Below are 26,567 nucleotides of genomic sequence, written 5' to 3'. Positions count from 1 at the left end.
TTTTAATCAATATGAGATATGGAATGCAGCCTTACGACAAATACATGAGCGCCGATCGCGCGGCTTCCGAGCTCGGTATCAGCCGCGCAACGCTCTACGCCTATGTCAGCCGGGGTTTGATCCAGACGAACGCTGCTGAGGATGACCCGCGTCGCAAGCTCTACAGCACCCATGACATTGAGACGCTGAAGAAGAGGAAAACCGTCGGGCGACGTCCCGGACAGGTTGCCGCTACCGCGCTTGACTGGGGGCTGCCTGTTCTCGAATCCTCGATTACGGAGATAACAGAAGGACACCTGCGCTATCGCGGCCAGGACGCGCTTGTGCTTTCACAAACGGCGACCCTGGAGGAAGTGGCTTGTCTGCTATGGGACTGCGGTGAGGGTAACCCTTTCGATGACGTGAAGGCCGCCCCGGCTCCATGGCCACAGCCAATCTTTAACTACGTCAGCACCCTGCCCTTGACGGAGCGGTGCCAAACGCTTCTCCCTCTTGTTGAAGCAGGCCGCCTTACCACTTGGAGGCGCGAAAACAATCGTCTCTGGTCCGGCGCCGCCGCTCTGCTGCGGGCTGTCGCCAGCGCCTGCAGCCTCAGCCAGCCCGGTACGCAGCCGGTTCACCTGCTTCTCGCGGATGCCTGGAAGAAGGATGCGGCAGGCGCGGATATCATCCGTCGCGCCCTGGTGCTTCAGGCCGATCATGAGTTGAATGCTTCCGCATTCGCTGCGCGCGTCGTCGCCTCTACAGGCGCTTCGCTCGGCGCGTGTCTGAATGCGGGGCTTTCGGCGTTGAGCGGACCTATGCATGGCGGCATGACTAGTCTTGTCGAACTTCTGTTCGATGAACTGGAGCGGTGTAGCGATGTAGAACGGGTGATTGATGAACGGCTTCGACGCGGTGAAGCTATTCCGGGCTTTCACCATCCACTTTACCCGGACGGCGATCCGCGAGCAGCCGGCCTCCTGCCCCATCTCCCGCCGGACGCGCAGCGAGATGAGCTTCTGCAGGTGATGAACGATACTACCGGTCAGTTGCCGAACTGCGATGTAGCACTGGTGAGCCTGCGACGCAGTCTAGGGCTGCCGCGCGGCTCGGCCCTGGTGCTTTTCGCCGTCGCACGGACTGCCGGCTGGATAGCTCATGCCCTGGAACAGAAATCGGATGACAAACTCATCCGACCCCGCGCCCGCTATGTGGGGCAATAGGCAATTGAGGTGTTGGAGCATCCGCAGCATTCACGTCAAGCTTAAGCGAATAATGATTTTGAGCTCTGGCCCGCCCACAGGCATGAACCGATTGGCCTCGAGGCTAAAACGGTCGTTTCCAGACCGGGAGGGTCTCCTGAAACTAGGCAAGGTCGCAGTGCCCCCAGAGCGTTGGCATGGCCCTCACTGGCCTCGAAAACGGCATCCGTTGCATACCGCCAGTCCTTGCGCTATTTTGGCCACGTCGGAAAAGGCAGACTTGGTTTGGTAAGCCCAAGTCCTTCTGGTAACGGAAGCTCTGGTCTTTGGCCTCTGGTCGGAGATCCCCGCGACGAACGAAGGATGCATCGTGCATCCATCTGTTCGTCCGTGTGGGTCTCGGATTGGAGAAACGCTCCGGTCGAACATCGACTGAAGGAGTCCGACCGTGCATATACCCTCTATTTGTTTTCATGACGTCCTGATCGTCGGCGCTGGCCCGGTCGGCCTGTTTCTCGCCTGCGAGTTAAGGCGGGCCGGTTGCTCGGTGCTGGTTCTCGAAGCATCGCCATATCCGGATTCACCCCTGAAACGGCCTCCCTTCGGCCTGCGCGGCCTGACGGTGCCGACGATCGAAAGCCTTGATCGACGCGGTCTGCTCGAGGCGATCAAAGAGCGGGAGGCCGGCCGTGATACGCCTGGGACGGCGCACTGGATGAAAGGGCAGCGGCGGCCCGCCGGGCATTTCGCGGGCATCCAGTTTTTTCACGACCAGATCGACGCGCAACGCTGGCCTTATCGCCTTGCCGGTTCGGCCAGCAACCTTGCCACCGATATGGCGAGTATAGAGACCGTTCTGGCGGCGCGGGCCGAGGCTCTGGGCGTCGAGATACGGCGTGGGTTTGCCGTGGAAGGCTTCAAGCAATCCGAGGAGGATCGCCGTTCACGCGGGCGGCGCGGTGTTTCGGGGCCGCTGGCTTGTCGGCGCCGATGGCGCTCGCAGCATAGTGCGTAAGGTGGCAGGGATCGTTTTTGCCGGCACTGAACCCGAATTCACCGGCTATTCCGCGCAGGTCGAACTGGCCGATGCCGGGGCGCTGAAGCCCGGCCGCCACTATACCGCTGCTGGCATGTACATGTTCACGCCAACAGGTACGATCGCCATGGCCGATTTCGACGGTGGCGCCTTTCATCGTTCCGCACCGATCACGCGTGAACATGTCGAAGCGGTGCTGCGCAGGGTCTCGGGCACGGATGTTTCGGTAACAAGGCTTGATCTGGCCACCACATGGACCGACCGTGCCTTCATGGCGGTGGAATATCGCCGGAAACACGTGCTGCTGGCGGGCGATGCCGCCCACATTCACTCGCCACTGGGCGGCCAGGGGCTCAATCTCGGCCTTGGTGACGCGATGAACCTTGGCTGGAAACTCGCTGCGGTCATTCGCGGCGACGCATCGCCGGACCTGCTCGACAGCTATGCCAGCGAGCGGCAACCCATAGCCTCGCAGGTTCTGGACTGGTCGCGTGCGCAGGTGGCGCTGATGCGGCCCAGCCGAAGCTCGCGGGCGCTGGAAGGCATCATCCGCGATCTCGCCGCCACGCGCGATGGCGCAACCTATTTCGCCGAGCGCGTCTGGGGCATCGGTATCCGCTACGATCTTGGCTCTCCCCAAGCCCTTGTCGGCCGCAGCGCGCCGGATTTCGCGCTCCTTGACGGCACAAGACTGAATGAGCACCTGCGGAGCTGCCATGCGGTGCTACTCGATTTCGATGCGCGCCCAATGCTCGGCAATGTCGCGGAACGCTGGTCTGATCGGCTAGACTACGTTGCGGTGGATGCCGAAGATCGAATGGGACTGAGTGCCTTGCTGGTACGCCCCGATGGCATTGTCGCATGGGCCTGTGACGCCACCCCCGACGAGGCGGAACTTGAAGAGAGTATCGTTCGCTGGCTGGGCGTCTCGGTTCTGGAACTGGAGCGCCCCGATTGTGGATAGGACGGCGTGATGGGATCAAGCGGATTTTGAGATCAGCGAGCGAAACCGTTCGGTCATTTCGGGATTGGCGGGATTATAGACCATCATGTTGAGATCCGAGCGTCCCTCCACCGCAAAGCTTGAAAACTCCAGTTCGATCGTTCCGAGAACCGGGTGGTGGAGGCGCTTGAGGCCCTCATGCATGCTTGTGACCTCATTGTCATCCCACATGGCCTTGAATTCGGGGCTGGCAGCAGAGAGCTCATCGACCAGTTGCTGGATGCCGGCCCCAGCACCGGCGCGCGCAGCATCCGCCCGGAACGCGCCGACGACATAACGGGCGACATTGCGCCAGTCCTCCTGGGCGGTGCGCACCCGTTCATCGGAGAAGATCAGACGCAGAATGTTGCGGTTCTCCCTCGCCAGTTTGCTGTAATCCGTCAGGATGAGGGCGGCGGCCCGGTTCCATGCCAGAACATCCCATGTCGCCGTCCTGATGATGGCGGGGCTGAAGGGCATGGCGTCTAGCACGCCCTGTAGCCGGGGCGTTATGGTCTCGGGTTGACGGTAACGCTGCTCGGGCGGATGTCCGAAGGCCAGTATATGCAGGTGATCGCGCTCGGGATCGGTCAGCATCAATCCCTTGGCGATGCGATCCAGCACATCCGCCGAGGGCGAACCGCCACGACCCTGTTCCAGCCAGGTATACCAGGTCGGACTTATGTTGGCGCGCTGGGCGACCTCTTCCCGGCGCAGACCCGGTGTGCGGCGGCGGCCGACGGCAAAACCGAACGTTGCAGGATCAAGCCGCAGGCGACGATCGCGCAGGAAGGTGCTGAGTGCATTGTCCGTCATTGCATTTCCCCGCCGCAGCCTGTTGAGAGTTATACCATGATAAGGTCACTACTTTAACAGGACAATTCTTCATGAGATCACCTCTCCCGTCAACGCGGGAGATTTATATGCGTGTTTTTCTGACAGGTGCCACCGGGTTCATCGGCTCCCGGATTCTTCGCGAACTGCTGGCGAGTGGCCATGAGGTGACCGGTCTCACCCGCTCGGAGGCCGGCGCAAGAGCGTTGCAGGCCGCAGGCGCTTCCGCCCATATTGCCACGCTGGAAGATGCGGCAGGGCTTGCCGCGGGTGCGGAAACTGCCGATGCCGTCATCCATACGGCTTTCGATCATGATTTTGCGAATTTTGCCGCCAATTGCGAAAAGGATCGCCGGGTGATCGCGGCGCTGGGCTCTGTATTGGCTGGCTCCGAACGGCCGATGCTCATCACCTCAGGGGTCGGCATGGGTGATCCCGGCAATGGCGAACCTGCACGGGAGAATGTGTTCGACACGCATCATTTCAACCCGCGCATCGCCTCCGAACTGGCGGGCCAGGAGCTATTGCAGGCGGGCGTCAATCTCGGCGTCATCAGGCTTCCGCAGGTGCATGACACGGTGAAGCAGGGTCTCATCTCGCCCTATATCGAGATGTCGCGCGACAAAGGCGTCGTCGCTTATGTCGAAGACGGTGGCAATCGCTGGTCCGCCGGTCATGTGGACGATGTGGCAAAGCTATACGTGATGGCGCTCGTTCGGGGTGAACGGGGTGCTCGATATAATGCCGTGGCGGAAGAAGGCGTTGTCGTGCGCGATATTGCCGGGATCGTTGCCGAGGGGCTGGGGCTGCCACTCGTTTCCATAGGCAAAGATGAGGCCGCCGGCCATTTCGGCTGGTTTGCCCTGTTCGCTTCGATGGATCTCAGGGCCTCCAGCGCCCTGACACGGAAGAAGCTCGGCTGGGAGCCGAAAGGGCCGAACCTGCTCGATGATCTCAGAGCCATGGACTACTAATCTGGAGGCAGGCGTCCGCTGAGGCGGACGCCTGCCTCCAGCATCAGTTGCGGCGCAGACGGGCCACGACGACGTAAAAGACGGGAACGAAGAGCACCGCCAGCACGGTCGCCGAAATCATGCCGCCGAAAAGGCCGGTGCCGATGGCGTTCTGCGTCTCCGAACTCGCGCCCTTGGCGATGACAAGCGGCACGATGCCGAGCGTGAAGGCGAGCGATGTCATCACGATCGGCCGCAGACGCAGGCGTGATGCCGCAATGACGGCATCAGTAAGCGTCTGCCCCTCCCGCTGGCGTTTTCGGGCAAATTCCACGATCAGCACGGCATTTTTTGCCGAAAGCCCGATGAGCGTGATCAGGCCGACCTTGAAGAACACGTCGTTCTCCAGCCCGCGCAGATGCACCGCAATGACAGCGCCGATAATGCCGAGCGGCACGACGAGCATGACGGAAAGCGGCACCGTCCAGCTTTCGTAAAGTGCTGCAAGAACAAGGAAAACGATGAGGAACGAAAACGCCATCAGCATGGGCGCCTGCGCACCGGACTGGCGTTCCTGCAACGATTGACCGGTCCACTCAACCGCAAAGCCCTTGGGCAATTTGGCTGCGAGCCGTTCCATTTCTTCCATCGCCTTACCGCTGGATACGCCCAATGCGGCGGAGCCGGAAATGCTGGTCGAGGGATAGCCGTTATAGCGGGTGAACTGCAGCGGCATTGTCGACCATTGCGGCGTGACGATTTCCGAAAGGCGAACCATCTTGCCGGCATCGTTGCGGACGTGGAGGTTGAGCACGTCATCCACCTGCATGCGGCTTGCGGCCCTGGCCTGCACGATCACCTGCTGCAGGCGTCCATCGCGCGGGAAATCATTGACATAGGTCGAACCAATGGCCCCGCCGAGCGTATCGGCGATGGTCGAGTAGGACACGCCGAGCGCGCTCGCTTTCTGCCGGTCCACGTTCACGGTGACGCTCGGGCCGCTGGGAAGACCATCGATGCGGACATCGGTCACGAGCTTGCTCTCCGCCGCAAGCCGGGTCAGTTGGGCCGCAGCCTCGCCGAGCGCATTCGCCCCGTGGTTGGCGCGGTCCTGCAGCCGCAACGCAAAGCCCGATGTCGTGCCGAGCTCATCGATTGCGGGCGGCTTGAGGCTGAATATCTGCCCCTCGTCGGCGGCCGTCATCGCGCTCGTCGCAGCGCCGACTTCGTCGTCCACGCCTGTCTTGCGCTCGCCCCATTCCTTGAGCGTGGTGAAGGACATCGCCGTGTTCGGGCCTGAGCCCGAGAAACCAAAACCCATCACCGTCAGATTATTGGCGATGTCAGGCCGGGTCTTGACGTGATTTTCGAAGAGGTCGACGACGACGCGGGTGCGCTCGGCCGTGGCCTCCGCCGGCAGGGTGAAGGATGTCATGAAGGAACCCTGGTCCTCATCCGGCACAAAGGCCGTCGAGAGCGTGCCATATCCATAGGCAACCGCGCCGATGATAGCGAGGTAAACCACCATGGTACGCCCGATCTTGCGCACAAGGATGGCGACCCAGCCGGCATAACGCGCGGTCAGGCGCTCAAAGGCGCGGTTGAACCAGCCGAAGAAACCTTTCTTCTGATGGTGATCGTGACCGACCGGCTTCAGCAGGGTCGCGCACAGAGCGGGCGTGAGGCTGAGGGCCAGAAATGCCGAGAACAGGATCGATACGGCCATCGAGACGGTAAATTGCCGGTAGATCGCTCCAACCGAACCGGAGGCCATGCCCATCGGCAGGAAGACGGCGGTCAGGACCAGCGTGATGCCGATGACCGCGCCGGATATTTCCGTCATCGCCTTGCGCGTCGCTTCAAGCGGCGACAGGCCCTCCTGAGCCATCAGGCGCTCGACATTTTCAACGACCACGATGGCGTCATCGACAATGATGCCGATTGCCAGAACCATGCCGAACATGGTCAGGGCATTGATCGAATAGCCGATCGCCAGCATGACCGCGAATGTGCCGAGAAGCGCGATCGGCGCAACGATGGCGGGAATAAGCGTGTAACGCAGGTTCTGGAGAAACAGCAGCATGATCAGGAAAACCAGGACCATGGCCTCGGCGAGCGTCTGGACTACCTTCTCTATCGAAACCTTCACGAAGGGTGCCGTATCATAGGAGATGGCGAATTCCATTCCCTCCGGCATGGTCGTGGAAAGCTCCGCCAGACGCTCCCTCACACCGGTCGAGGTGCTCACCGCATTGGCGCCGGGCGTCATCTGAATGGCAGCGGCCGTCGCAGGTTTGCCGCCATCGAGGATGGAGAAGCTCGATGTCTGTGATCCGACTTCGATTGTCGCTACGTCTCCCAGTGTCAGCCTGGAGCCATCTGGGTTAGAACGCAGAATGATCTGCGCGAATTCATCGGGCGTCTGCAATTGACCGCTTACGCTGAGCGGCACGCTGACCTTCTGGCCCGGCACGGTTGGCGTTTCACCCAGACGGCCGGGGGCGACCTGAATATTCTGCGACTGTATGGCCTGTGTCGCCTCGGCCATCGAGATGGAATGGGCCACAAGGCGGACGGGGTCGAGCCAGATGCGCATCGCCGCTTCGGACCCGAAGGATTGCACGCGACCGACACCGCCGACACGTTTCAGTTCCGGCGCAATGTTGCGGACGAGATAATCGTCGAGAGCGAGAGCGTCGAGCGAGCCGTCCTTCGATTTCAGCGAAACGATCATCAGAAATCCTGACGATGCCGATTCCACAGTCAGTCCGGCGCGGCGGACCTGTTCCGGCAGGCGCGGTTCCACGGCCTTCAGCCGGTTTTGAACATCCACCTGCGCAAGCTCGGGATTGGTGCCCGGTTTGAAGGTGACGGTAATGGTGGCCGAACCCGAGGAATCGGCCGATGAATCGAAATAGAGGATGTTTTTCGCGCTCGAAAGTTCGCGTTCGATCAGGCTCGTCACGCTGTCATTGATCGTCTGCGGCGTGGCGCCGGTATAGGTGGCGTAGATCGAAACGCTGGGCGGAGCGATGACGGGAAACCGTGAGACGGGCAGTTGCGGGATGGACATCACCCCCGCGATCACGATCAGAATGGCAATGACCCAGGCGAAAACAGGCCTGTTGATGAAAAACTGCGGCATGATCTGTCCGCTCCTTAGGTTCGGGTCTCTGGGGCGGCAGGGGAAAAGGGCGACCTTTCAAGCGGCTGTCCACCCTGGACGCGATCCTGCCCCAGAACGACGATGGTTTCTCCGGCGGCAAGGCCTCCCGTGACGATGTATCGACCGTCGGCCAGCGGCCCCAGTTCCACCGCGCGGCGCGCACCGGTCTTGTCTGCGCCGACAACAACGATCTGCGGCCGTCCGGCCGGATCGCGGATGATTGCTTCCTGCGGCACGCGGATCGCAGCGCCGTATATGGCGCGCGGAACCATCGCCCGGATATACATGCCCGGAAGCAGCTGTTCCTCCGGGTTTGGAACGAGGATGCGAATGCCGAGGCTGCCCGTGGCGCTGTCGACGGAGATGTCGGAGAACAGGCCCTTTCCATCGTGGCCGAACGGCTTGCCGGCGATGGTGATGATCTTCACCGGAAGCTCGTCCGGATTTTCGGTCCCTGCCCCGGAAGCCGTGTCACGCAGGGCCTCCAGGCTCATCGCGGACTGGCGAACATCCACATAGACCAGATCGATCTGCTGAATGACCGCCAATGGTGCAGTTGCCGAGGATGAGGCAAGTCCGCCTTCGCTCATGAAGGACTGGCCAATGACCCCACTGATCGGGCTGCGCAGCGTCGCATAGGAAAGCTCCAGCTTTCGCCGGGCGAGAATGGCGCCCGCTTCCGCGACATTCGCCTTCGCCTGCGCAAGGGCGGCGGTGGCGTTATTGAAGGATTCCGCACTGGTGATCTCGCGCGAAGACAGCGATCTGGCGCGCTCGTATTTAACCTGTGCGTTCAGAAGTTCCGCCTCCGCCCGCGCCAGCACGGCGGTTGCAGCGTCTACATCGGCTGAAAAAGGTGCGGGATCGATCTGGAAAAGCGGTGTGCCGGCTTCCACGAAGGCACCTTCCGTGAAGAGCTTCTTCTGGATGATGCCACTCACCTGCGCCCGGATCTCCGCCGTGCGGTAGGCCGACACCCTGCCGGGCAGTTCGTCGTAGACCGTCACGGGTTCCGGCTGAACGGTCATGACGCTGACGCGTGCGGGCGGCGGCGTTTCGGCGGCACCGCCGTCACCCGTTCCGTTATCACTGCAGGCACAGAGAAGAAAGATCGGCAGGCACAGCGCGCCAAGTTTCCAGAAGTATGATCCGCGTCGCATGAGTATCCACCATCCATTTTAAACAACGAGCTCGATGGCGGCTATCTAGGCTCTGTGCATTTGCGCTTTGTGGAGGTTTTGTTGCGGCTTTGTGGAGGCCGGCACCCAATACTCGACGGCGTGGCCGTTCGGTGGCATGGATGTATCAAGGAGTTTGAAGACGATGGCAGAACTAGTTTTGATCGCTGAAGACGACATGAAGATCGCCGGCATTCTCGAAGCCTATTTTACCCGCGAAGGTTTCCGCACCGTGCATGCCCGTGACGGCAAGGTGGCGCTGGAACTTCATCGCGCCCTGAAACCAGATATCGTGCTGGCGGATGTCTCCATGCCGCGGCTGGATGGCTGGGAGGTTCTGGCGGAGATACAAAGGCGCGGCCATACGCCCGTCATCATGGTCACAGCACTGGACAAGGATGTCGATCGTCTTCAGGGGCTGCGCATCGGGGCGGATGACTACATCGTCAAGCCGTTCAATCCCATCGAAGTTGTCGCACGGGCAAAGGCGGTGCTGCGGCGCGCGGGGCTCAGGCAGGCGGGCGCCGTCGTTCGGGTCGGCAACCTGACCATCGATCTCGACAGCTACGAGGCAAAGATCGAAAAAGACGATGCCACCATTCGCCTGTCGCTGACATTGACCGAATTCAGGCTGCTGGCGCATCTTGCGCGCACGCCGACCAAGGCCTTTACACGCGGCGAGCTGGTCGATGCCTGCCTGCCCGGTTCGGATGCGCTGGACCGCACGATAGACAGCCACTTGAGCAAACTGCGCAAGAAACTCGAGCAGGCCGGTGGCGAAGGCATGCTGGCCAGCATTCGAGGTGTCGGTTATCGTCTGGCGGTCGAGCCATGATGCTGAAAAAAGGCCTCAGCCGCCAAATATTGCTGGCCATGTCATCAATGACGGTAATTGCCGGTCTGGTGGTCTTTTTCGGCACTTACATCGCCTTCAGCATCATCTTCTATTTTTATCCCTGGTCTGAAAGCGAGGACAACTGGCTGACGGGCGTTGATTTCATCATCCTCTCCGTCCTGATCTTCATCGCCCTCATCGTTGCCGCCATCGCCTCCGTCCGCTTGACCCGGCGCATTCTGCAGCCGCTCGAATCCCTCGCCCACAGCGCGAGACGCATCAAGGACGGCGATCTTTCGGCGCGCGCCTTGCCGGGTGATCATTCTTTGGGAGAGACAGCCCATCTCGTCGAGGACTTCAACGCCATGGCCCAGCGTCTGGAGGATATGGCAGCGGATATGAAGCTCTGGAATGCAACCATTGCCCACGAGTTGCGCACGCCGCTCACTATCCTCAAAGGTCAACTGCGCGGCATGATCGACGGTGTGTTCGAACCGGATGAGACGTCACTTCAGGGTCTCGTGCTGCAGGTGGATTCCCTTGCCCGGCTTGTCGAGGATCTGCGCACCGTCACACTTGCCGATAGCGGCTATCTAGAGCTGCGTATCGAACCCGTGCGGCTGAAGGAAGAAATAGAGCAGCTTGCCGCCGTGCTGGAACAGGAATTGAGGCAGGAAGGTTTCGAGCTTCGGCTTCACCTCTCCGATATGGTGGTGCGGGCCGATACCATGCGCATTCGACAGGCCCTCCTTGCGCTCATCACCAATGCGCGCCGTTACGCCCTGGGCGGCGCGATCGACATAAGCCTTGGCGTTGAAAACCGTGTAACGGTCTTGCGGGTCACGGACGAAGGGCCCGGGCTTGACGGTGATATCGCTCCTTGCGCCTTCGAACCGTTTCGAAGGGGTAGCCAGACCGGCTTGACGGAAGAGAGCGGCAACGGGCTCGGCCTTTCCGTCGTTCGCGCAATCGTGGAGGCTCACGGCGGCAAGATACGTTATGCGCCATCTGAAAAAGGCGGCGCCATGTTCGAAATTTCACTCGGTCAGCCGGTGTCCTGACCGCAACCAGCGCCCGCTGCCGGCTGCCGCCCATCTCCACATATTCTCCACACTTCCTCCATGAAACCACAAAGCGCAGCCGGTAGCGTTCAGGCTGCGGAAGTAGTCGCCGCCGCAACAGCGGCGTCTCACTGCCGCGATCTGGCATTTTGATGGTGAAAACAATGACGGTGTCTTTCGACCCGAACCACGTCCCCCCGCCCTCGCCGCTTCATGCGCACCGGTGGATCATTCTCATTGCGGTCATGCTGGCATTTCTGCCTGTCGTTCTCGACATGACGATCCTGCATATCGCCGTGCCGTCGCTGACGCTTGCGCTGCAGGCATCGACCACACAGGTCCTGTGGATCATCGATATCTATTCGCTGCTCATGGCCGGTTTGCTGGTGCCGATGGGCACCCTCGCCGACAGAATCGGCCACAGGAAAATGCTGCTGACGGGCCTGTTCGTTTTTGGCCTCGCCTCCGTCGTGGCGGCGTTTTCGCTCACGCCGTCGATGTTGATCGCCGGACGCATCCTGCTTGCATTTGGCGCGTCGATGATCATGCCCTGCGTGCTTGGCATCATCAGGCGCACATTCGAAGATCCGGGCGAGCGCGCCATGGCGCTCGGCCTTTGGGGAACGGTCGGCGCAGCGGGTGCGGCGGTCGGCCCGCTGGTGGGCGGCGCCCTTCTCGAGCATTTCTGGTGGGGATCGGTCTTCCTCATCAATGTTCCCGTGGTGCTTGTGATCATGCCGATCATCGCCTTCATCCTCCCGGAAAAGGAAATCCTCTCTCCGGGCAAATGGCAGATAAGCCAGGCCCTGCTTTTGATCGTGGGGATCATCGGACTGGTCTTTGCCGCCAAAACCGGTTTCAGCGGTAAAGAGCCGCTCGCAATCGTCGGACTGGCCCTTCTGATCGGCGCGACTGCCCTTGCAATCTTCGTTCGTAACCAGCTCTCCGTCGCAGAGCCGATGCTTGACGTGACGCTCTTTTCCCGCCCGGCCATCGTCACGGGTGTCGGCATGGCCGTCGTCACCGCCGGAGCGCTTGCGGGCGTCGAGCTTACGCTTGCGCAGGAGCTGCAGTTCGTTCTCGGCAAGTCGCCGCTGCAGGCCGGCCTCTTCATGCTGCCCATCATGGTCGCGGCGGCCGTTGGCGGCCCGGTTGCCGGCTTCCTGTCGAACCGTCTCGGCCTTCGGGCGGTTGCGAGCGCCTCGCTTCTTGTTGCCGCCGCCTGCCTTGTGACGCTGGCGCAGTCCGATTTCCATGATCCTGGCCTCGCCGTGCCGGCATGCCTGACGTTGCTCGGCCTATCCCTCAGCATCGGCCTGACCGCCTCGTCGATTGCCATCATGGGCGCAGTTGAGGCTGAAAAGGCGGGCGCTGCCGGCTCCCTGGAGGCAACGGGTTACGAACTCGGCGCGGGCCTCGGCATCACTTTCTTTGGCGTGGCGCTATCGGCGATCTACATGGGGGCGCTGGTGCTGCCGGCCGGCATTCCGCCACAACTGGCCGACGCGGCAAGCCACTCGATCGGCGATACCTACGTGTTGGCTGGAAAATTGCCGCAAGACCTCGCGGCAGCGCTGGTAACCGCCGGCAAGAGCGCCTTTTCACAGGCGCATGCGGTTCTGCTGACCGCAGCGGGAACCTTGATCGGACTGCTTTCGGCAGCGGTCTTCTTTGCCCTGAAAAATGTGAAGGCGGGCCACTGAGCCCGTCTTTTCATCATTCGCCAAAATCAATCGGGCCGAATGGACCTCGATCACGGAGATATTGCGATGTCACACATCATCAATGAGAGCCGAGCCGTAAAATATCCCCTGCCGATACGCTGTCTGCATTGGGTAAGGGCGGCGCTCATCATCGGGCTTATCGCATCCGGCTGGTACATGACGCGATTGCCGGAAAGCGACATGGCCACCGCCTCGATCTTTTATCCCAACCATAAACAGTTCGGTGTTCTGGTCTGGCTGCTTGCCCTCGTTCATCTGGCGCTTCGCTGGCGCTACAGGCAGATCATGCCTTCAGCGCCAGCGGCTCTGGCGCCATGGGAGAGAATTCTCTCCCATGCGGTACACAAGCTCCTGATCCTGTTGACTTTCCTTGTGCCGCTGCTCGGATATTCGCTGTCCAGCAGTTTTTCTGAGAGCGACGGGGTACCGTTTTTCGTAATTTCACATCTGCCGGAGCTGCTTCCCAAAAACGACAGCGCCTTCGTGATTTTCCAAACGCTGCATCGATACGGCGCTTACGCAATTCTGATCCTGATCGGCCTTCATGTGCTGGGTGCTCTCAAACACAGGCTCATGGACAGGCGCGGCCCGACCGATGTGCTTCCGCGCATGTTGTGACGGGGCTTGACCGATAAATTCCGGCAGCATCGGAAAACCGATGCTGCCTCTTTAGATGGTGGATGTTCAGGCGGCAGGCAATCACTTGCCCGACGCCGGCCTGCCAAGGCCCAGCAGGTGGTAAAAGGCAATCGCCCCGATTGTTGCCGTGCCGATACCATCAAGCGTGAAGCCGGCGACATTAAGCTTGAAGTTGCCCGCGCCCAATACCAGCGCGATACCCACGGTGATGAGGTTGCGCGGTTCGGAAAAATCGACCTTGTTTTCAACCCAGATACGCCCGGCGGTCGCCGCGATGAGGCCGAAGACCACGACGGAAAGGCCGCCGATGACCGGCCCCGGTATAGTCTGAATGAGCGCACCGAATTTCGGCGAGAAGCCGAGAATGATGGCGACCAGTGCAGCCACGATGAAGACGAGCGTCGAGAAAATGCGGGTTATCGCCATGACGCCCATGTTTTCGGCATAGGTCGTCATGCCGGTTCCGCCGAAGGCGCCTGAAAACATCGTCGCAATGCCGTCGCCGATAAAGGCGCGGCCGAGATAACGATCAAGGTTCTGCCCGGTCATCGCGCCTATCGCCTTGATATGTCCGAGATTTTCTGCCACCAGAATGACGACGACCGGCGCGATCAGGGCAATCGCGGATCCTGAAAACACCGGTGCGGTGAATGTCGGCAATCCGAACCACGGTGCAGCCGCCACGCCCGAGAAGTCGACAGACTTGCCAAAGCCGAAGCCGTTGGCGAGCACGAGATAAGCGAGATAGGCAATCGCGCCGCCGAGAAGAATGGGCAAACGGCGCGCCATGCCGGGGGCATAGACAGCAATCGCACCGACCGATGTGACAGTCAGGATCGCAATCCAGCGCGACAGCTGGTCGCCATCGGGATTGCCGGGGCCGGAGCCGGAAGCGCTTGCGATCGCAATGGGGGCGAGAACGAGACCGATTGCTGCAACGATCGCGCCGGTCAGAACCGGCGGCATCAACTTTTCGATCCAGTTATGGCCAGCGATCATGACGATGACGCCGATCAGCGCATAGAGCACACCGGCGGCGATGATGCCGCCGAGTGCCAGCGCGATATCAGGACTTGCCGCACCCGCGGCTGCACCCGTTGCCACAAGCACGGGCCCGATGAAGGCAAAGGAGGAGCCGAGATAGCTCGGCACACGACCGCCGACGGCAATGAAGAAAATGAGCGTCGAGATACCCGAAAACAGGATCGAGACATTCGGATCGAACCCCATGATCAGCGGCGCAAGAACCGTGGAACCGAACATCGCCACGACATGCTGAAGACCGAGCACCGCTGTCTGTCCCGCAGGCAGCCGCTCATCGGGCAGGATGCGCCCTTCGGTTTTCAATCGCCAGCGCGGAAAATAACCACCGGTATCGCTCATGTCGTCCCCCCAGGAAACAGCCGGCACGCGCTTCCCGGGCTTTCCCGTTTCAGTTCGTAGCCGCGCAAAGATTTGCTTTTATGATTTGCGCGTGTAACCGAGATCGAATCGGCAGCCGGCGCATCTTTTCTCCGTTAGCGCGATTAGATGTCGCTGTCATCGGGAATGGATTGTTTCCACCGGGATGCATTTTTGAGGCAGATTGGCGGCGAAGTGTAATCGTGAAGGTTGAAGCCGCACCACCTTGCCTGCCCTGGCTTTCCTCGTGCCGTAGCATCCCGTCGTTTTGACCCGAGGTCTCCTTTTGGGGACCGCGACGCGACATTCGCGACACCGTCCCAAATGATTATTCAGCCGGGGCTGGCTTCGCCCTCATACCGTTCAACCGCAGCAGGACCGCCAATGCCGCTGTGCTCATGATACCGAGCACGGCAAACACCGCGTGTGGGCCGATACTGCCCATCAACGCCGCCAGCACCGGCGGAGCCAGGGCGTTGATCAGGTTCATCGGCAGGGCGATGGTGGCCATTGCAGCCGCGTAATCAGACTTTTCGAAAAACACCAGCGGCATGGTCGCCCGCGCGACGGCAAAGGCGCCACTGCCGATACCGAACAACACAAGATAACCGCCCACAGACAGAAATCCCGCCCCTCCGAGCCAGATTGCGGTGAGGCCCATGGGGATCATCACCCCCGATATGACCGCCGTGGACAGCCCATCCCATTTTTGTCCACCCGCGAGATCAATGACGCGCCCTCCAACCTTGAAAACACCGAGCAGGGAGGCGACCGCAACGGCGCCGGCAAGCTCCATTCCCATCGTCTGCAAAAGCTGTATGCCAAGAGCATCGATGCCGAAGGTGACAAAGCTGTTCAAGGCGATGGCGGTGACCAGAAAGATAAAAACCCGCCCTCTTCTCTCGCTGCCCGGTCTCGCCGTGGGCTGAGCCGCTCCATCGGTGACCGGCAGGCCAAAAAACACCAGCGGGCAGACAACCATGAGCATGATACCGGCGTAAATGGAGACAGCGCCGCGCCATCCCAGCCCGTGATCGAGGAACGTGGTGATCGGCCAGAAGATACTGCCGGCCAGTCCGGTCACCAGCATCAGCGTTCCAATCAGGCTGCGCGCCCTGTCCGCTGCATATTCGGCAATATAGGCATAAGCAGACGTTGTGAGGAACATCGCGCCGGCAAGTCCCGTCAACGCCCAGCTCATCCAGAACATGGTGAGGTTCACAGACAGGGCGAGCAGGAACAGGCCCAATCCCATGATGCCGGCACCGGTCGCCATGACACGCCGCGTACCGAACCGCCGGAACGCGCGACCCACCCAAGGCGCGGCAAGCCCCATTGCCGCGAACATGACAGAGGTTCCCACAAAAACCGATGGCAGGGAGGTCGCAAATTCTGCCGCGACCGGGCCGGCCAGGACGGGCAGGATGCCAACCGCACCCCAGCCGGTTATCTGGGTAAGAGCAATGAGAAGGAGGACGTAACGAGAGTGCATCGTCCACCCTTAGAACCGAAGCGTGATGGCCTGATGACGGCGCGGGCACCACCCGCCTCCGGGGTGACCGGTGCGAATGGCGCGAGGGTAACGAGTTCCCGCGCCGCAATGAGGAGCACCGAAATGCCGCTTCCTATTCCACCTTTTCAAGCGCCGTCAGGATCTCATAGGCCGCGGAGACACGTTCCTCGTTGGGATAGTTTTTATTGGCCAGAATGACGATGCCCAATTTCTGTCTGGGGATGAACGCCACATAGGCACCGAAACCATTGGTGGAGCCGGTCTTGTTGATGAAGACATCCTGACGCGGCTTCATCGGCGGCGAGATTTCGGAGACCGGAACGGTCTTGAGCAAGGCGCCGGAATTCAGCTCTCGCAGCGTCTTAAGCGGCGTTGGATGGGCATATTGCTCCCAGACCATATCCTGAGTCATGGCGTCGACGCTGAAATATCCCGTATGGGTGTTGATGAGCGCCTGCTGGATTTTTCCGTCCAGCTTTTCAAGGCCCATATTGGCGTTGACAAAGCGGATCATGTCCTGCGCTGTCGATCTGACGCCGTAGGCCTCGGATGAAAGAATGGCGGGCGTCATGCGGGCCGGTTCGCCGGTTCGTTTATAACCTTGCGCGTAGTCACCCATCTTTGCCTTGGGCACCACGGTGAAGGTGTTCTTCAGGCCAAGCGCGGGGAACAGCGTGTCCTGCATGGCGCCATCAAAGCTCTGCCCCATGGCTTTTGCGGTGATGTATCCCAGCATTCCGATGCTGGGATTGGCGTAGCTTCGGTGCGTTCCGGGCTTATAGGAGGGTTTCCAGGCCTTGAGATAGGCCAGCAACTGCTGTTCCGTCTTGATGTTGTCGGGCACCTGAATCGGAAAGCCGCCGGCAGTGTGGGTGCCGAGATGCATCAGCGTGACATCGCCGAAAGGCTTGCCCTTCATGGAGGGAAGATAATCTTCAACCTTGCCGGAAAGCGAGAGCTGGCCGTTTATCTCGGCATAGGTGCTGAGCGTGACGGTGAATGTCTTGGAGATGGAGCCGAGTTCGAACAGCGTCTGCGGGGTCACGGGCTCATTCGTGCTTTTGGACATGACACCATAGGTGAAGATGTGGCTCTGACCATCAACGCTGATACCAACGGCAAGACCGGGGATGCCGTTCTTCTCCATGACCGGCTTGATCGCGGCATCCGTTATCGCTTTCAGCCTCGTTTCATCGGCGGCAAAGGCCTGCGTGAACAGGCTCGTCGAGAGCAAGGCAGCCAGTGCGATATGTCTGCGATTAAGTTTCATCTTTCGCATTCTCCAAAACCTTGAGTGGATTTTCTGCTTGTTCGCCATCCCCAGCGAAAAACGTTTAACCGCCCTACATTGCACGAACAAATCATGATATCTCGGAAGAGACACAAGAAAATCTAGGTCTTGAATGGTTCGGCAATTTCTTCCCCTGAACGGCTTGCGGGCCTTTGAAGCATCCGCCCGGCACCTGAGCTTCACCCGCGCGGCCATCGAACTGTGCGTGACGCAGGCGGCTGTGAGCCAACAGGTGAAGGGGCTGGAAAAGCGGCTGGGGGTTGCGCTGTTTCAGCGGCTTCCACGCGGGCTGAAAATTACCGCCGAAGGTGAGGCCCTGCTGCCGACGGTGACCAGCTCCTTCGACCAGATGGCGACGACGCTCGACCGGATCGAGGCCGGACAGGTGCGCGAGCTGCTGTTTCTGGGTGTCGTGGGAACCTTTGCCGTGGGCTGGCTGCTGCCACGGCTGCAGGCGTTTCAAAAGCAGCATCCCTTCATCGATGTGCGGGTTTCCACCAATAACAACCGCGTCGATATGGCGGCGGAAGGGCTGGATTTCGCCATCCGTTTCGGCCAGGGCTCCTGGCACGGCACGGATGCCTTTCGACTATTCGAGGCGCCTCTTTCCCCACTCTGCACGCCGAAACTGGCGGAGACGCTGAAAACGCCCGCCGATCTGATGGAAGCGACGCTGCTGCGCAGCTACAGGGCCGATGAATGGAGCAACTGGTTTGCGGCCGCCGGCGTAACGCCTGCAGCACAGGTGAATGCAGGCATTGTTTTCGACACGTCTCTGGGCATGATGGAAGCCGCCCTGCAGGGGCTCGGCGTGGCGCTGGCGCCGCCATCGATGTTTTCGCGGCATCTCGCCTCCGGTGCAATCACCCAGCCTTTTCCGATTACCATTTCGCTCGGAAGCTATTGGCTGACCCGGCTGCAATCGAAACCGCCCACACCCGCCATGCAGGCATTCTCCGACTGGATGTTCGAGACCATGGGCGCTGCAGTATGACGCCTATATCAAGGCAAGTAGAACGCCGCCGGCCGCGCAGAGGACCACCACGGCCCATGGCGGCGTTTTCCAGATCGTCAACAGGATGAAGCCTGTCAGCGCCAGGGCGAAATCCTTCGGGGTGAAGATGGCACTTGTCCAGACCGGATCATAAAGCGCCGCGCCGAGAATGCCGACGACGGCGGCATTTGCGCCACGCATGGCAGCCTGCGCCAGAAGGTGCTTGCGGAACCCTTCCCAGAAGGGCAGCACGCCGACGAGCAGCAGCATGCCGGGAAGGAAGATCGCAACAAGGGCGATCGCCGCGCCCGCAACACCGTTGGGCTGCGGCCCCACCACCGCACCGAGATAGGCGGCGAAGGTGAAGAGCGGACCGGGCACGGCCTGGGTTGCGCCATAACCCGCGATAAAGGCATCTTCCGTGACCCAGCCTGTGGCGACGACTTCCGATTGCAGCAGCGGCAGCACCACATGGCCGCCGCCGAAAACCAGCGCACCGGCGCGATAAAAGGCGTCGAACAAGGAAAGGCCCTGTGAAGCCGCCGCAGCAGCAAGCAGCGGCAGGAGACCGAGCAGCAGGGCGAAGGCGGCAAGCGCGATATATCCGACGCTTTTGGGTACACGGAAGGCGAGATGGGTGGCCTGCCCCGCGGCATCCGAACGACAGAAGACAAGCCCGGCAACGGCGCCAATGGCAAGCGCCAGAACCTGCCCGAAGGCGCCGGCGACAAACACCACGCAGACGATGCCGGCCAGCGCGATGCTGGCGCGCTCACGATCCGGCGCGAGGCTTTTCGCCATACCCCAGACCGCCTGCGCGACGACGGCGACGGCGACGATTTTCAGCCCATGCAGGAGGCCGGTGCCGACCGGCCCATCGATGGAGGCGGCGACCATGGCGAAGAGAAGGAGGAGAATGGCGGATGGCAATGTGAATGCCGTCCAGGCCGCCAGCGCGCCGAGCGGACCTGCGCGCAGCAGCCCGAGCGCAAACCCTACCTGGCTGGAGGCCGGGCCGGGCAGAAACTGGCACAGCGCCACAAGATCGGCGTAACCGGCCTCATCGATCCATTTGCGCCGCACGACCAGCTCATCGCGAAAATAACCGAGATGGGCGATGGGGCCGCCGAAAGAGGTGACGCCGAGCTTCAGGAAGGCCGCAAAAACCTCGCCGGGCGTGCCGTGTCTCTGGCTGCGCACTTCGGTCTCTATGGTTCGTGTTGACGATTTCACGAAAGAACTCCCTGCGTGCAACGGCTATTCGTCAACACATATCGGCCTCAAGACGGTTTCGGTATCAGACACCATTATGACAGGGATATGAAGGGGCTGGCGGCAGGGACGCCGGAAAGTTGCGATAACTTTCCAGCGTCGTCTGGCGATTATCCGACGAAGGGCCTATCGCTCGGTCGGCAATAAGTCGGTGAAGTGCGAAATCCAGCCATTTTCATCCGTGCCGCCGGAAAAACCCGTTGCCTCCCAGATGATGTGATGCCTGTTGCTGCCGTTGTGAATGGTCACCGCGGCGGCGATGGGGGTCGGCGACCGCCACGAAAAGTTGCGGTTCGGACCGGGCTCGAGATGGCTGAGGGATTCAAGCTGGACATCATCGAGGAACAGCACCGTGCTCATCTGGGTCTCATAGAGGTTCTCCCATCGCGCCTGCGCCAGCGCATTGGCTGCCGCAACGAGAAGATTGCTCTCGCCGACGGGATCGGCCAGGGCCGCCAGGCGCCATGCCGCGAAGATATTGGTGATATCCCCCGTGCTGAGGCCGAGGCTTGAGAGGAATTCGATGGTCTGCGCATTGCCGAAAGCATCATAGCCCGCTTCACCAAAGGGCCGGATATGCTTGACCACGAAATTGCTGAGAATTGGCATGTTTGTCTCCTTTTTTGGACATGAGCCACCTGTTTCCGGACGTTGACGTGCGGGATCGCATGGTGGGATTCTGTGTTGATTGGGTGCCGGAATATCTCCGGCAATCGATGGGAATGTGGTCAGTGTTCGGCTTGCCGGCCTAACCGAAGGTGATGGCGACGCGGGCCGGCATCCCCAAAAATTCCTGCAGGCCGAGGCGCGTTCTGGCCCCGCCCCGCCCGGCCGGCCATGGGTCGAGAATATGCAGTTCGAGATCCTTGCCGTTCACAGTGTAGCCGTAGACGAGGTAATAATGGTATTCGGTTCCGATCACGAAGACGCGGTTGTTATCGATCTCGCTCCTGACGATATCGGCCGTCAGACCGTTGACGAAATGGCCGCCGGTCGTGGTGTGATCGAAGGCGTTCCACTGGCTGGACACCAGCTTGACGATATTGCTGTTCGGATTTGCCCCACCCAGTTCAAGGATGCCGGCGGATTGATCCAGAACCTGCGCCAGCTCCCAGCGTTCCTGAACCTGCGGATCGACGGTCGCGAGCGCTGCGGTATTGCGTCTCGCAATGTCGTATTGCGTGGCCGCAGGAAGCCCGCGATAGGCCCGCACCATCTGCTCGACGGCGGCAAAGCACCAGGCGGGGGTGTCCTGAGGCACCAAAACGGGAGGTTTGTTGACTGTCGGCATGGTCTTCTCCTTTCTGAAAAGGACGCGGCATGGGGCGCTTCGATGGCGGCCGGATGCCCGTCGTTGATTTGGTGAATGTCGAAGTTTCGGTGGCCGCCCTGCCGGCATATTCGCCGGCAGGGCATTGCCCATGATCCATGCCAAGGGCGACGATTCCGGCTGAGACCATGGATGCGCTTCCTGCCGGGCCGGAAAGGGAACGGCAGGGTCTCAGGGGATCAGGCGGTCTTGCTCAGATCCTGACGATAGGCCTGCAGCGACGCGATTTTTGCGTCCGCAGCGGCCTCGCGTTCGGCGACGATGGCCGAGAGCTTCTCCGCGACACCTGCCAGATAGGCCGGCAGATTGGCACTGTCGATATATCCGCCCTGCAACTTGTTCAGCTTCGACCATCCTTCGGCAAAGCTGCGGTTGAAGCGGTCGGAGACGATCACCACCGCGTGCCACTGGGCGGTTTGCCTGACGAAGAACTCGTCGACAGAACGGATGAGCTGCGCGAAGCGGTTCTTTCGCAGCGTCTCCTGCCCGGCGACATTTTCAATGCCGGTGATCTGATGCTGGGCATCATCTGCAACCGCTTGCATGAAATCGGCGAAGCCCTTGAAGAAGAAGGCTATTTCTTCAACGATTTCCTTCATGCGTTTCAGCGCCGAAATGCTGACATTGAGCGATTGCACCGCAAGCTTGATCTTGTCATCCTCTGCCTGCTTTCCCTTCAGGAGGGCGTTGATCCTGATGAGCTCGGCCGCCTGGGTACGGCGCTCCTTCTCATAGGCCTCCGCCTTGTCGATCATCTGCATCTGGATTTCGCGCAGGCTGGCCGCCTGCTGCTGCTGCTCTTCGGAAAGCTTGCCCAGCCCCTTGTCCAAAGCATCGAGCGAGGCCTGCAGGCTGGAAATAACCGTTTGCTGAGCGGCGATCTTTTCTTCCTGCGCCTTGAGTTCCGCGGCGCGTGCAGCCAGACGTTTATCGAGTTCGGCAAGCTCGATGGCCTTGCTCGATTTGGGGTCGGCGCTTTCCGCGTCGTCCGCAAGCTTTGCCTTGGCGTCCTCGAGCGACTTGACATCTCCCTTCAGAGCGTCGCGTTTTTCCTCGCTCTTGCGAAGCTCGGCTTTCTTTTCGGAAAGCTCGCTCTGCTTGGCGGCCGCATCGGCCTTGCTTCCGCCGCCTGACGGGGTGCGGGAGCCGCCGCCCTGCCCCTGCCCGTCCGTATCCTGTCCGGCCTTGGATTGTCCTGAAAGTGCGCCGCCAACCGACGAGGCCAGCATGGAGGCGGGACCGCCCGCCACCATGGCAATGGCGGGAATCGCGCTTGAAATCATCTGCGCGCCGACCCGGACGATCGACATGACAAAAGCACGCTGCTCGGCCGTATTGGCCCGCTGCTCATATTCCCGAGCCTTCTTTTCGAATGCCGCAACCTGTTCCTTGAGATCGTTGACAAGCGATTCAAGCTGTTCCCGTCGTGCGTCAGCCTCCCGGATTTCCCGTTCCATCACCGCTTTATCGGCGAGGCGTTTGCTCAAGGCTGTTTCGCTCATATCCGTGGTTTGGGCCGTGTCCCTGATGATGGCGTCATAGGTCGCAGCAAGGGCAAGAAGCTCGTCTCGAACGCTGAGCGCCCTATCCCGGATGCCCGTTGCGAGCTTTATCAGATCGTTGGAGACGAATGCCTTTATTTCGGCCTGATCGTTTTCTTCCCTGACATCGAGCCAGTCCGGGAAAAGATCGGCGATAGACAGACCGATGCGGGTCGCCGCCTCCATCGCATTCTTCATGACTATTTCGCTTTTCTGCTGCGACGTGATCAGCCTGTTCATGATAGCGCTGATGCGGACGCGAATATCGCCGTTTTCCTGCGGTGTTGTGTTGTAGGCGATGTAAAGCAGATCAATCGCATTGTCGGTGTCGCGCTTGGCGCGCTCGACATCATAGGTTCCCTGGATCTTATCGACATAGGACCGGACAAGCGCCGTATCCGACTTGGGAAGGCTGAAATTCGGTTGCGAAACGATCGCATCGACGCCGGCGTCGATTGCGCTGTTGATCTGGGCGGTCCGGCTTTCGAAAGTCACGACATTGTTCATTTTCATGCTCCTGTTGATGGGTGGTTACGGAGAGTCATGGGATTGATCGTTCACGATCCGCACTGCTTCTTCGCGTCGTCCGGCAGTCCGGCCTCGGTGGAGGAAATGAACTGCGGCACGTCTTTGGTCAGGCCGTCGATCTCGGTGGAGAGCCGCGTAACCTGACGTATTTTCGCGTCGTCAGGATTGACCTCGCTCGCTTCCTTCAGAGCGCTGGTGAAGTTGCCGACCTGAATGTTGAAGTCCTGAACCTTGACGTTGATGGTGGAGATCGTCGCTTTGAGCTTGGTGATCTGCTCCTCCAGAGTTTTCACCGCTTTCTCGTTCTCCGCGTGGCTCTGCTGTGCCGCCGCAAGCTGGCGGCGATTGTTTTCGAGCTGGTTGCGAACGCCTTCAAGAGCCGCCCGGGCATTGTCCAGACGCGGCTGCGCGGTGCGGTATTCCCTCTCCGCATCATTCATCCAGCCCAGCGCCTTGACCGCCGCGTCACCCGCCTGGCAAATTCCCGGCAGGAAGAAGAGGACGCCGCTGCATATTTTTACTCGCTTGGCCTGCTCGTCCATTTCCTTCCGGGCTTTTTCGAAGGTGGCCTGACGCGCCCTGACGTTCTCGCTCTCGGACTGAACCAGCTCCTCATAGCCCTTCACGCTGGTTTCGGACTGCACCACCTGCCGCTCCAGCTCGATCTGCAGGTACATGGCCTGCCCCAGCGCCTTCTCGCGGTCGGCGCTGAGCTGCTGTTGCGCCGTCAGATGTTCCATCAGGCACACGGATCGGCGGCCGAGCAGCTCGCGGCTCGCTTCCGCCTGCTCCAGTTTCGACTGGAAAGCCGCCGTCTGCTCGGCGGTGAGGGTTGCCGCGTTCGCAAGGGCCGGCTGGCCCATGGACGGGATATCGAATTGCATCGCGATGGCCGCAAGGCCAACAAAAACAACATGTTTAAGTTGAATCATTTCAACCTCCTCTGAAGAATCGGGGATGAATAAAAGGCATGACGGGCTCTACGCGCCGCCCGGCATCGCTGCCGACCGCGCCCGAGACATGGCAGTAACATTCGGGTGTCATGTGGTTTCGGATGCATCTTTCGCGATGTCGTCAATGCCTAAAAAGCAACCATCAAAGATTGTATTCATGGCAAATGGACGAAAGATTTCGCATCCATGGCCTCATTAAATTATGCAATAAAAACAGTAGATAACTTTATTGTCAGCGTCACCCTCGCAAACCGTCTCAAAAGGGAACACATTTTAACGCGCCCCTTAACATTCAATTTATGAGAGTATTTTTTAATACCGCGCAACAGAGCCCCGGGGGAGTGCAACAAAATGCACGCATCTTCCGGAGCGGAACCTTTCGGCTGTCACGCCTGCCCCAAGCAGCCGTCGTCAGCGAGCAGAACTCACGTTTTCGAATTCGCCATAAAGTAGCGAAGAGCAAAAAACCACGGGAGAAAGGTATCCGGAAAAGCAGGCGCTCCAGTTTCAAAGACGCACCCCAAAAGGGACTTCGTCCGGCCTCAGCCGGACGTGCTTCGAGAGAGGCTGGGCTTACTTGCGAACCGCATCCTGAACGATGACGCCTTTGGTGATGCTGTCACCCATCTTTGCACCCGCATATCGGCCGTCTTCAAACAGGAGCAGCGCCTCGTCCGCGCGTTTGGAGACTTCGGCGCGTTCGCCACCGTCATGTGCGCCATCGGCCTCGGATCTGGTCATGGCGGGCAATTTACGCTGGCGGCGGTTCAGGCAGTTGTCGTGCCACCCGGCTGGGCATCCAGCCGCAGGACACGCGCATTGATCGACTGGCTGGAGCTGGAAAATACCGCGCAGCGGCACCCGCCAGGCGGGGATAACCGCGAGCGGCCATGGCGCCTGAGCGGCTGGCTCATTACGGCAATCGAGACGCTCGCCACGGCCTATCTCACCGCGGCTTCGCCATGGGAAATCTCCCCGGCAATGGAGGCATCAGGCGAAAAGGCTGTCGGAACAGACGCCGTTATCGACGGTGTGAGCTGGTCACTGCGGCACGCGCAGGATTTGTCTTTTGTTTCGGAGGAGATGCGGATGTTCCTTGGGCATGCGCCCGGTTTCCCCATCCTGTTGGACTTACTGTCGGCCGCGAAAACAGAGGCGTGCGATGCGACGGGTTGCGTGTTCTCCCGCAAGGCGGCCGCCCGTGCGTACGGGATCAGCCGCGCTCACGTTACGGCCATGCTTGCCAGGGCCGAGCGGTTCAACATGCTGATGAGAAACGGATCAAGAATAGTTCTGAGCGATCCGGCATTGCAGAACGTCCAGCGCGATCTGGCCTATCAGCTCGCCTTCGTCGTTTTATGGACGGAGGCGGCGAAAACGTCTCCGCCGTCTGCCGATGGCCCGGAGAGCCTGTCCGGCCGAAATGCCTCCAGCAATCCGCGATAGGGCTTGGTGAGCGGCGTGGCATAAGCGCCGCGCTTGGCGGTTGATAACCCCATCGACACCAGCGATTCCGCCTGTTTGACGGCCGCCGCGACGCCATCGACAACCGGTACACCGAATTCATCGCGCAGTTCGGCGGCAAGGTCGGCCATGCCGGCGCAACCGAGCACGATCGCCTCCGCCCTGTCCTCTTTCAGCGCCAGCGAGATTTCCTCCCGCAGCCTTTCGCGGGCGTTCGAGCCGGGATCTTCCAGCGACAGGACAGGAATATCGGCAGCGCGCACGTTGCAGCGGGCGGACATGCCGTAACGGTGGACGAGATGTTCCAGAGGCAGCCGTGAGCGTTCCATCGTTGTGACGATGGTGAATTTCTGCGCGATGAAGGCGGTGGCGGAGACCGCCGCCTCGCAGATGCCGATAACGGGAATATCGGCGAGCGCGCGGGCCGCATCGAGCCCGGTATCGTCGAAACAGGCGATGACCGCCGCGTCGGCTCCCAGCGCCGGGGCCTTTGCAAGCTCCAGCAGGAGGCCGGGCACGGCGAAAACCTCGTCGTAATAACCTTCGATGGAGACGGGGCCCATGGACGAGGTGACGGCCAGTATTTCCGTATCGCGGCCGGCTATCCGCCTCGCGGCGTCGGCGATGGTCGCGGTCATGGATTGCGTGGTATTGGGATTGATGACGAGAATGCGCATTTTACGTTTCT

21 protein-coding genes and 1 pseudogene are annotated in these 26,567 nt (G+C 60.5%); 9 read left to right on the top strand and 13 right to left on the bottom strand.

Annotation, left to right across the window (positions count from 1 at the left end):
* Positions 1-23: 23 nt before the first annotated feature.
* Together QRN60_RS22460 and QRN60_RS22455 are read left to right on the top strand one after the other, a co-directional pair.
* Positions 24-1,205 (top strand): citrate/2-methylcitrate synthase, encoded by a 1,182-nt coding sequence (locus QRN60_RS22460; RefSeq protein WP_223565229.1) that lies wholly within the window; start codon positions 24-26, stop codon positions 1,203-1,205.
* A 427-nt stretch (positions 1,206-1,632) separates the two neighbouring features.
* Positions 1,633-3,184, top strand: a pseudogene (locus tag QRN60_RS22455) (FAD-dependent monooxygenase).
* Between the two features lie 15 nt (positions 3,185-3,199).
* Here QRN60_RS22455 and QRN60_RS22450 read toward each other — a convergent pair.
* Complete coding sequence (locus tag QRN60_RS22450; RefSeq protein WP_080864995.1) at positions 3,200-4,018, bottom strand: helix-turn-helix transcriptional regulator; 819 nt, start codon at positions 4,016-4,018, stop codon at positions 3,200-3,202.
* Positions 4,019-4,125: 107 nt separating this feature from the next.
* Between QRN60_RS22450 and QRN60_RS22445 the strand changes: the two genes are divergently transcribed.
* Complete coding sequence (locus QRN60_RS22445; RefSeq protein ID WP_080864994.1) at positions 4,126-5,010, top strand: SDR family oxidoreductase; 885 nt, start codon at positions 4,126-4,128, stop codon at positions 5,008-5,010.
* A gap of 43 nt (positions 5,011-5,053) precedes the next feature.
* Here QRN60_RS22445 and QRN60_RS22440 read toward each other — a convergent pair whose 3' ends face one another.
* Together QRN60_RS22440 and QRN60_RS22435 are read right to left on the bottom strand one after the other, a co-directional pair.
* Entirely contained in the window at positions 5,054-8,134 is a 3,081-nt protein-coding gene (locus QRN60_RS22440) for a multidrug efflux RND transporter permease subunit (protein ID WP_129567377.1), read from the bottom strand.
* A gap of 14 nt (positions 8,135-8,148) precedes the next feature.
* Positions 8,149-9,315 (bottom strand): efflux RND transporter periplasmic adaptor subunit, encoded by a 1,167-nt coding sequence (locus tag QRN60_RS22435; RefSeq protein ID WP_129567376.1) that lies wholly within the window; start codon positions 9,313-9,315, stop codon positions 8,149-8,151.
* Positions 9,316-9,478: 163 nt separating this feature from the next.
* Here QRN60_RS22435 and QRN60_RS22430 point away from each other — a divergent pair, with 163 nt between their 5' ends.
* From QRN60_RS22430 to QRN60_RS22415, 4 genes are all read left to right on the top strand, one after another.
* The gene (locus tag QRN60_RS22430) at positions 9,479-10,168 is read left to right on the top strand and encodes a response regulator (RefSeq protein WP_003508238.1); all 690 of its coding nucleotides are present in this window, start codon (positions 9,479-9,481) and stop codon (positions 10,166-10,168) included.
* Positions 10,165-11,229 carry an ATP-binding protein gene (locus QRN60_RS22425; protein WP_080864991.1) on the top strand — a complete coding sequence of 355 codons (1,065 nt, stop codon included), beginning with the start codon at positions 10,165-10,167 and terminating at the stop codon, positions 11,227-11,229. Before QRN60_RS22430 ends, QRN60_RS22425 begins: the two co-directional genes overlap by 4 nt.
* 164 nt (positions 11,230-11,393) lie before the next feature.
* A complete protein-coding gene (locus QRN60_RS22420) occupies positions 11,394-12,932 on the top strand; it encodes an MFS transporter (protein ID WP_080864990.1) in 1,539 nt (512 codons plus the stop codon).
* A 66-nt stretch (positions 12,933-12,998) separates the two neighbouring features.
* On the top strand, positions 12,999-13,571 hold the full coding sequence (locus QRN60_RS22415) for a cytochrome b (protein WP_080864989.1): 573 nt from the start codon (positions 12,999-13,001) through the stop codon (positions 13,569-13,571).
* Positions 13,572-13,652: 81 nt separating this feature from the next.
* Here QRN60_RS22415 and QRN60_RS22410 read toward each other — a convergent pair whose 3' ends face one another.
* The 3 genes from QRN60_RS22410 to ampC all read right to left on the bottom strand — a co-directional run bounded on the left by QRN60_RS22410 (position 13,653) and on the right by ampC (position 17,776).
* Entirely contained in the window at positions 13,653-14,975 is a 1,323-nt protein-coding gene (locus QRN60_RS22410) for a solute carrier family 23 protein (protein ID WP_035213212.1), read from the bottom strand.
* A gap of 346 nt (positions 14,976-15,321) precedes the next feature.
* Positions 15,322-16,485, bottom strand: a complete 1,164-nt coding sequence (locus QRN60_RS22405) for an MFS transporter (protein WP_129567375.1) — start codon at positions 16,483-16,485, stop codon at positions 15,322-15,324.
* Positions 16,486-16,618: 133 nt separating this feature from the next.
* Positions 16,619-17,776, bottom strand: coding sequence for a class C beta-lactamase (ampC, locus tag QRN60_RS22400; protein WP_129566723.1), 1,158 nt, complete (start codon positions 17,774-17,776; stop codon positions 16,619-16,621).
* A gap of 133 nt (positions 17,777-17,909) precedes the next feature.
* Between ampC and QRN60_RS22395 the strand changes: the two genes are divergently transcribed.
* Positions 17,910-18,791: a LysR family transcriptional regulator gene (locus tag QRN60_RS22395; protein ID WP_087745465.1), complete on the top strand. Its 882-nt coding sequence runs from the start codon at positions 17,910-17,912 to the stop codon at positions 18,789-18,791.
* A 3-nt stretch (positions 18,792-18,794) separates the two neighbouring features.
* Here QRN60_RS22395 and chrA read toward each other — a convergent pair whose 3' ends face one another.
* From chrA to QRN60_RS22365, 6 genes are all read right to left on the bottom strand, one after another.
* Positions 18,795-20,024 carry a chromate efflux transporter gene (gene chrA, locus QRN60_RS22390; RefSeq protein WP_087745467.1) on the bottom strand — a complete coding sequence of 410 codons (1,230 nt, stop codon included), beginning with the start codon at positions 20,022-20,024 and terminating at the stop codon, positions 18,795-18,797.
* A gap of 165 nt (positions 20,025-20,189) precedes the next feature.
* Positions 20,190-20,672 carry a hypothetical protein gene (locus QRN60_RS22385; protein WP_087745469.1) on the bottom strand — a complete coding sequence of 161 codons (483 nt, stop codon included), beginning with the start codon at positions 20,670-20,672 and terminating at the stop codon, positions 20,190-20,192.
* Between the two features lie 139 nt (positions 20,673-20,811).
* Positions 20,812-21,354, bottom strand: coding sequence for a hypothetical protein (locus tag QRN60_RS22380; RefSeq protein WP_112346747.1), 543 nt, complete (start codon positions 21,352-21,354; stop codon positions 20,812-20,814).
* A 218-nt stretch (positions 21,355-21,572) separates the two neighbouring features.
* Positions 21,573-23,441 carry a hypothetical protein gene (locus QRN60_RS22375; protein WP_060723485.1) on the bottom strand — a complete coding sequence of 623 codons (1,869 nt, stop codon included), beginning with the start codon at positions 23,439-23,441 and terminating at the stop codon, positions 21,573-21,575.
* Between the two features lie 50 nt (positions 23,442-23,491).
* Positions 23,492-24,394, bottom strand: coding sequence for an HlyD family secretion protein (locus QRN60_RS22370; protein WP_060723486.1), 903 nt, complete (start codon positions 24,392-24,394; stop codon positions 23,492-23,494).
* A 594-nt stretch (positions 24,395-24,988) separates the two neighbouring features.
* Entirely contained in the window at positions 24,989-25,156 is a 168-nt protein-coding gene (locus tag QRN60_RS22365; protein ID WP_165001888.1) for a hypothetical protein, read from the bottom strand.
* 78 nt (positions 25,157-25,234) lie between these two features.
* Between QRN60_RS22365 and QRN60_RS22360 the strand changes: the two genes are divergently transcribed.
* Complete coding sequence (locus QRN60_RS22360) at positions 25,235-25,861, top strand: hypothetical protein (RefSeq protein WP_026372405.1); 627 nt, start codon at positions 25,235-25,237, stop codon at positions 25,859-25,861.
* Here QRN60_RS22360 and QRN60_RS22355 read toward each other — a convergent pair.
* The gene (locus tag QRN60_RS22355; protein WP_026372406.1) at positions 25,753-26,556 is read right to left on the bottom strand and encodes an aspartate/glutamate racemase family protein; all 804 of its coding nucleotides are present in this window, start codon (positions 26,554-26,556) and stop codon (positions 25,753-25,755) included. The two genes, QRN60_RS22360 and QRN60_RS22355, sit on opposite strands and share 109 nt — an antisense overlap.
* Positions 26,557-26,567 lie beyond the last annotated feature (11 nt).

The sequence above is a fragment of the Agrobacterium sp. CFBP2214 genome (genome assembly GCF_030209895.1).
Lineage (GTDB): Bacteria > Pseudomonadota > Alphaproteobacteria > Rhizobiales > Rhizobiaceae > Agrobacterium > Agrobacterium radiobacter.
The sequence above is the reverse complement of the archived record's forward strand: the minus strand, read 5'-3'. Positions and strand labels throughout refer to the sequence as shown.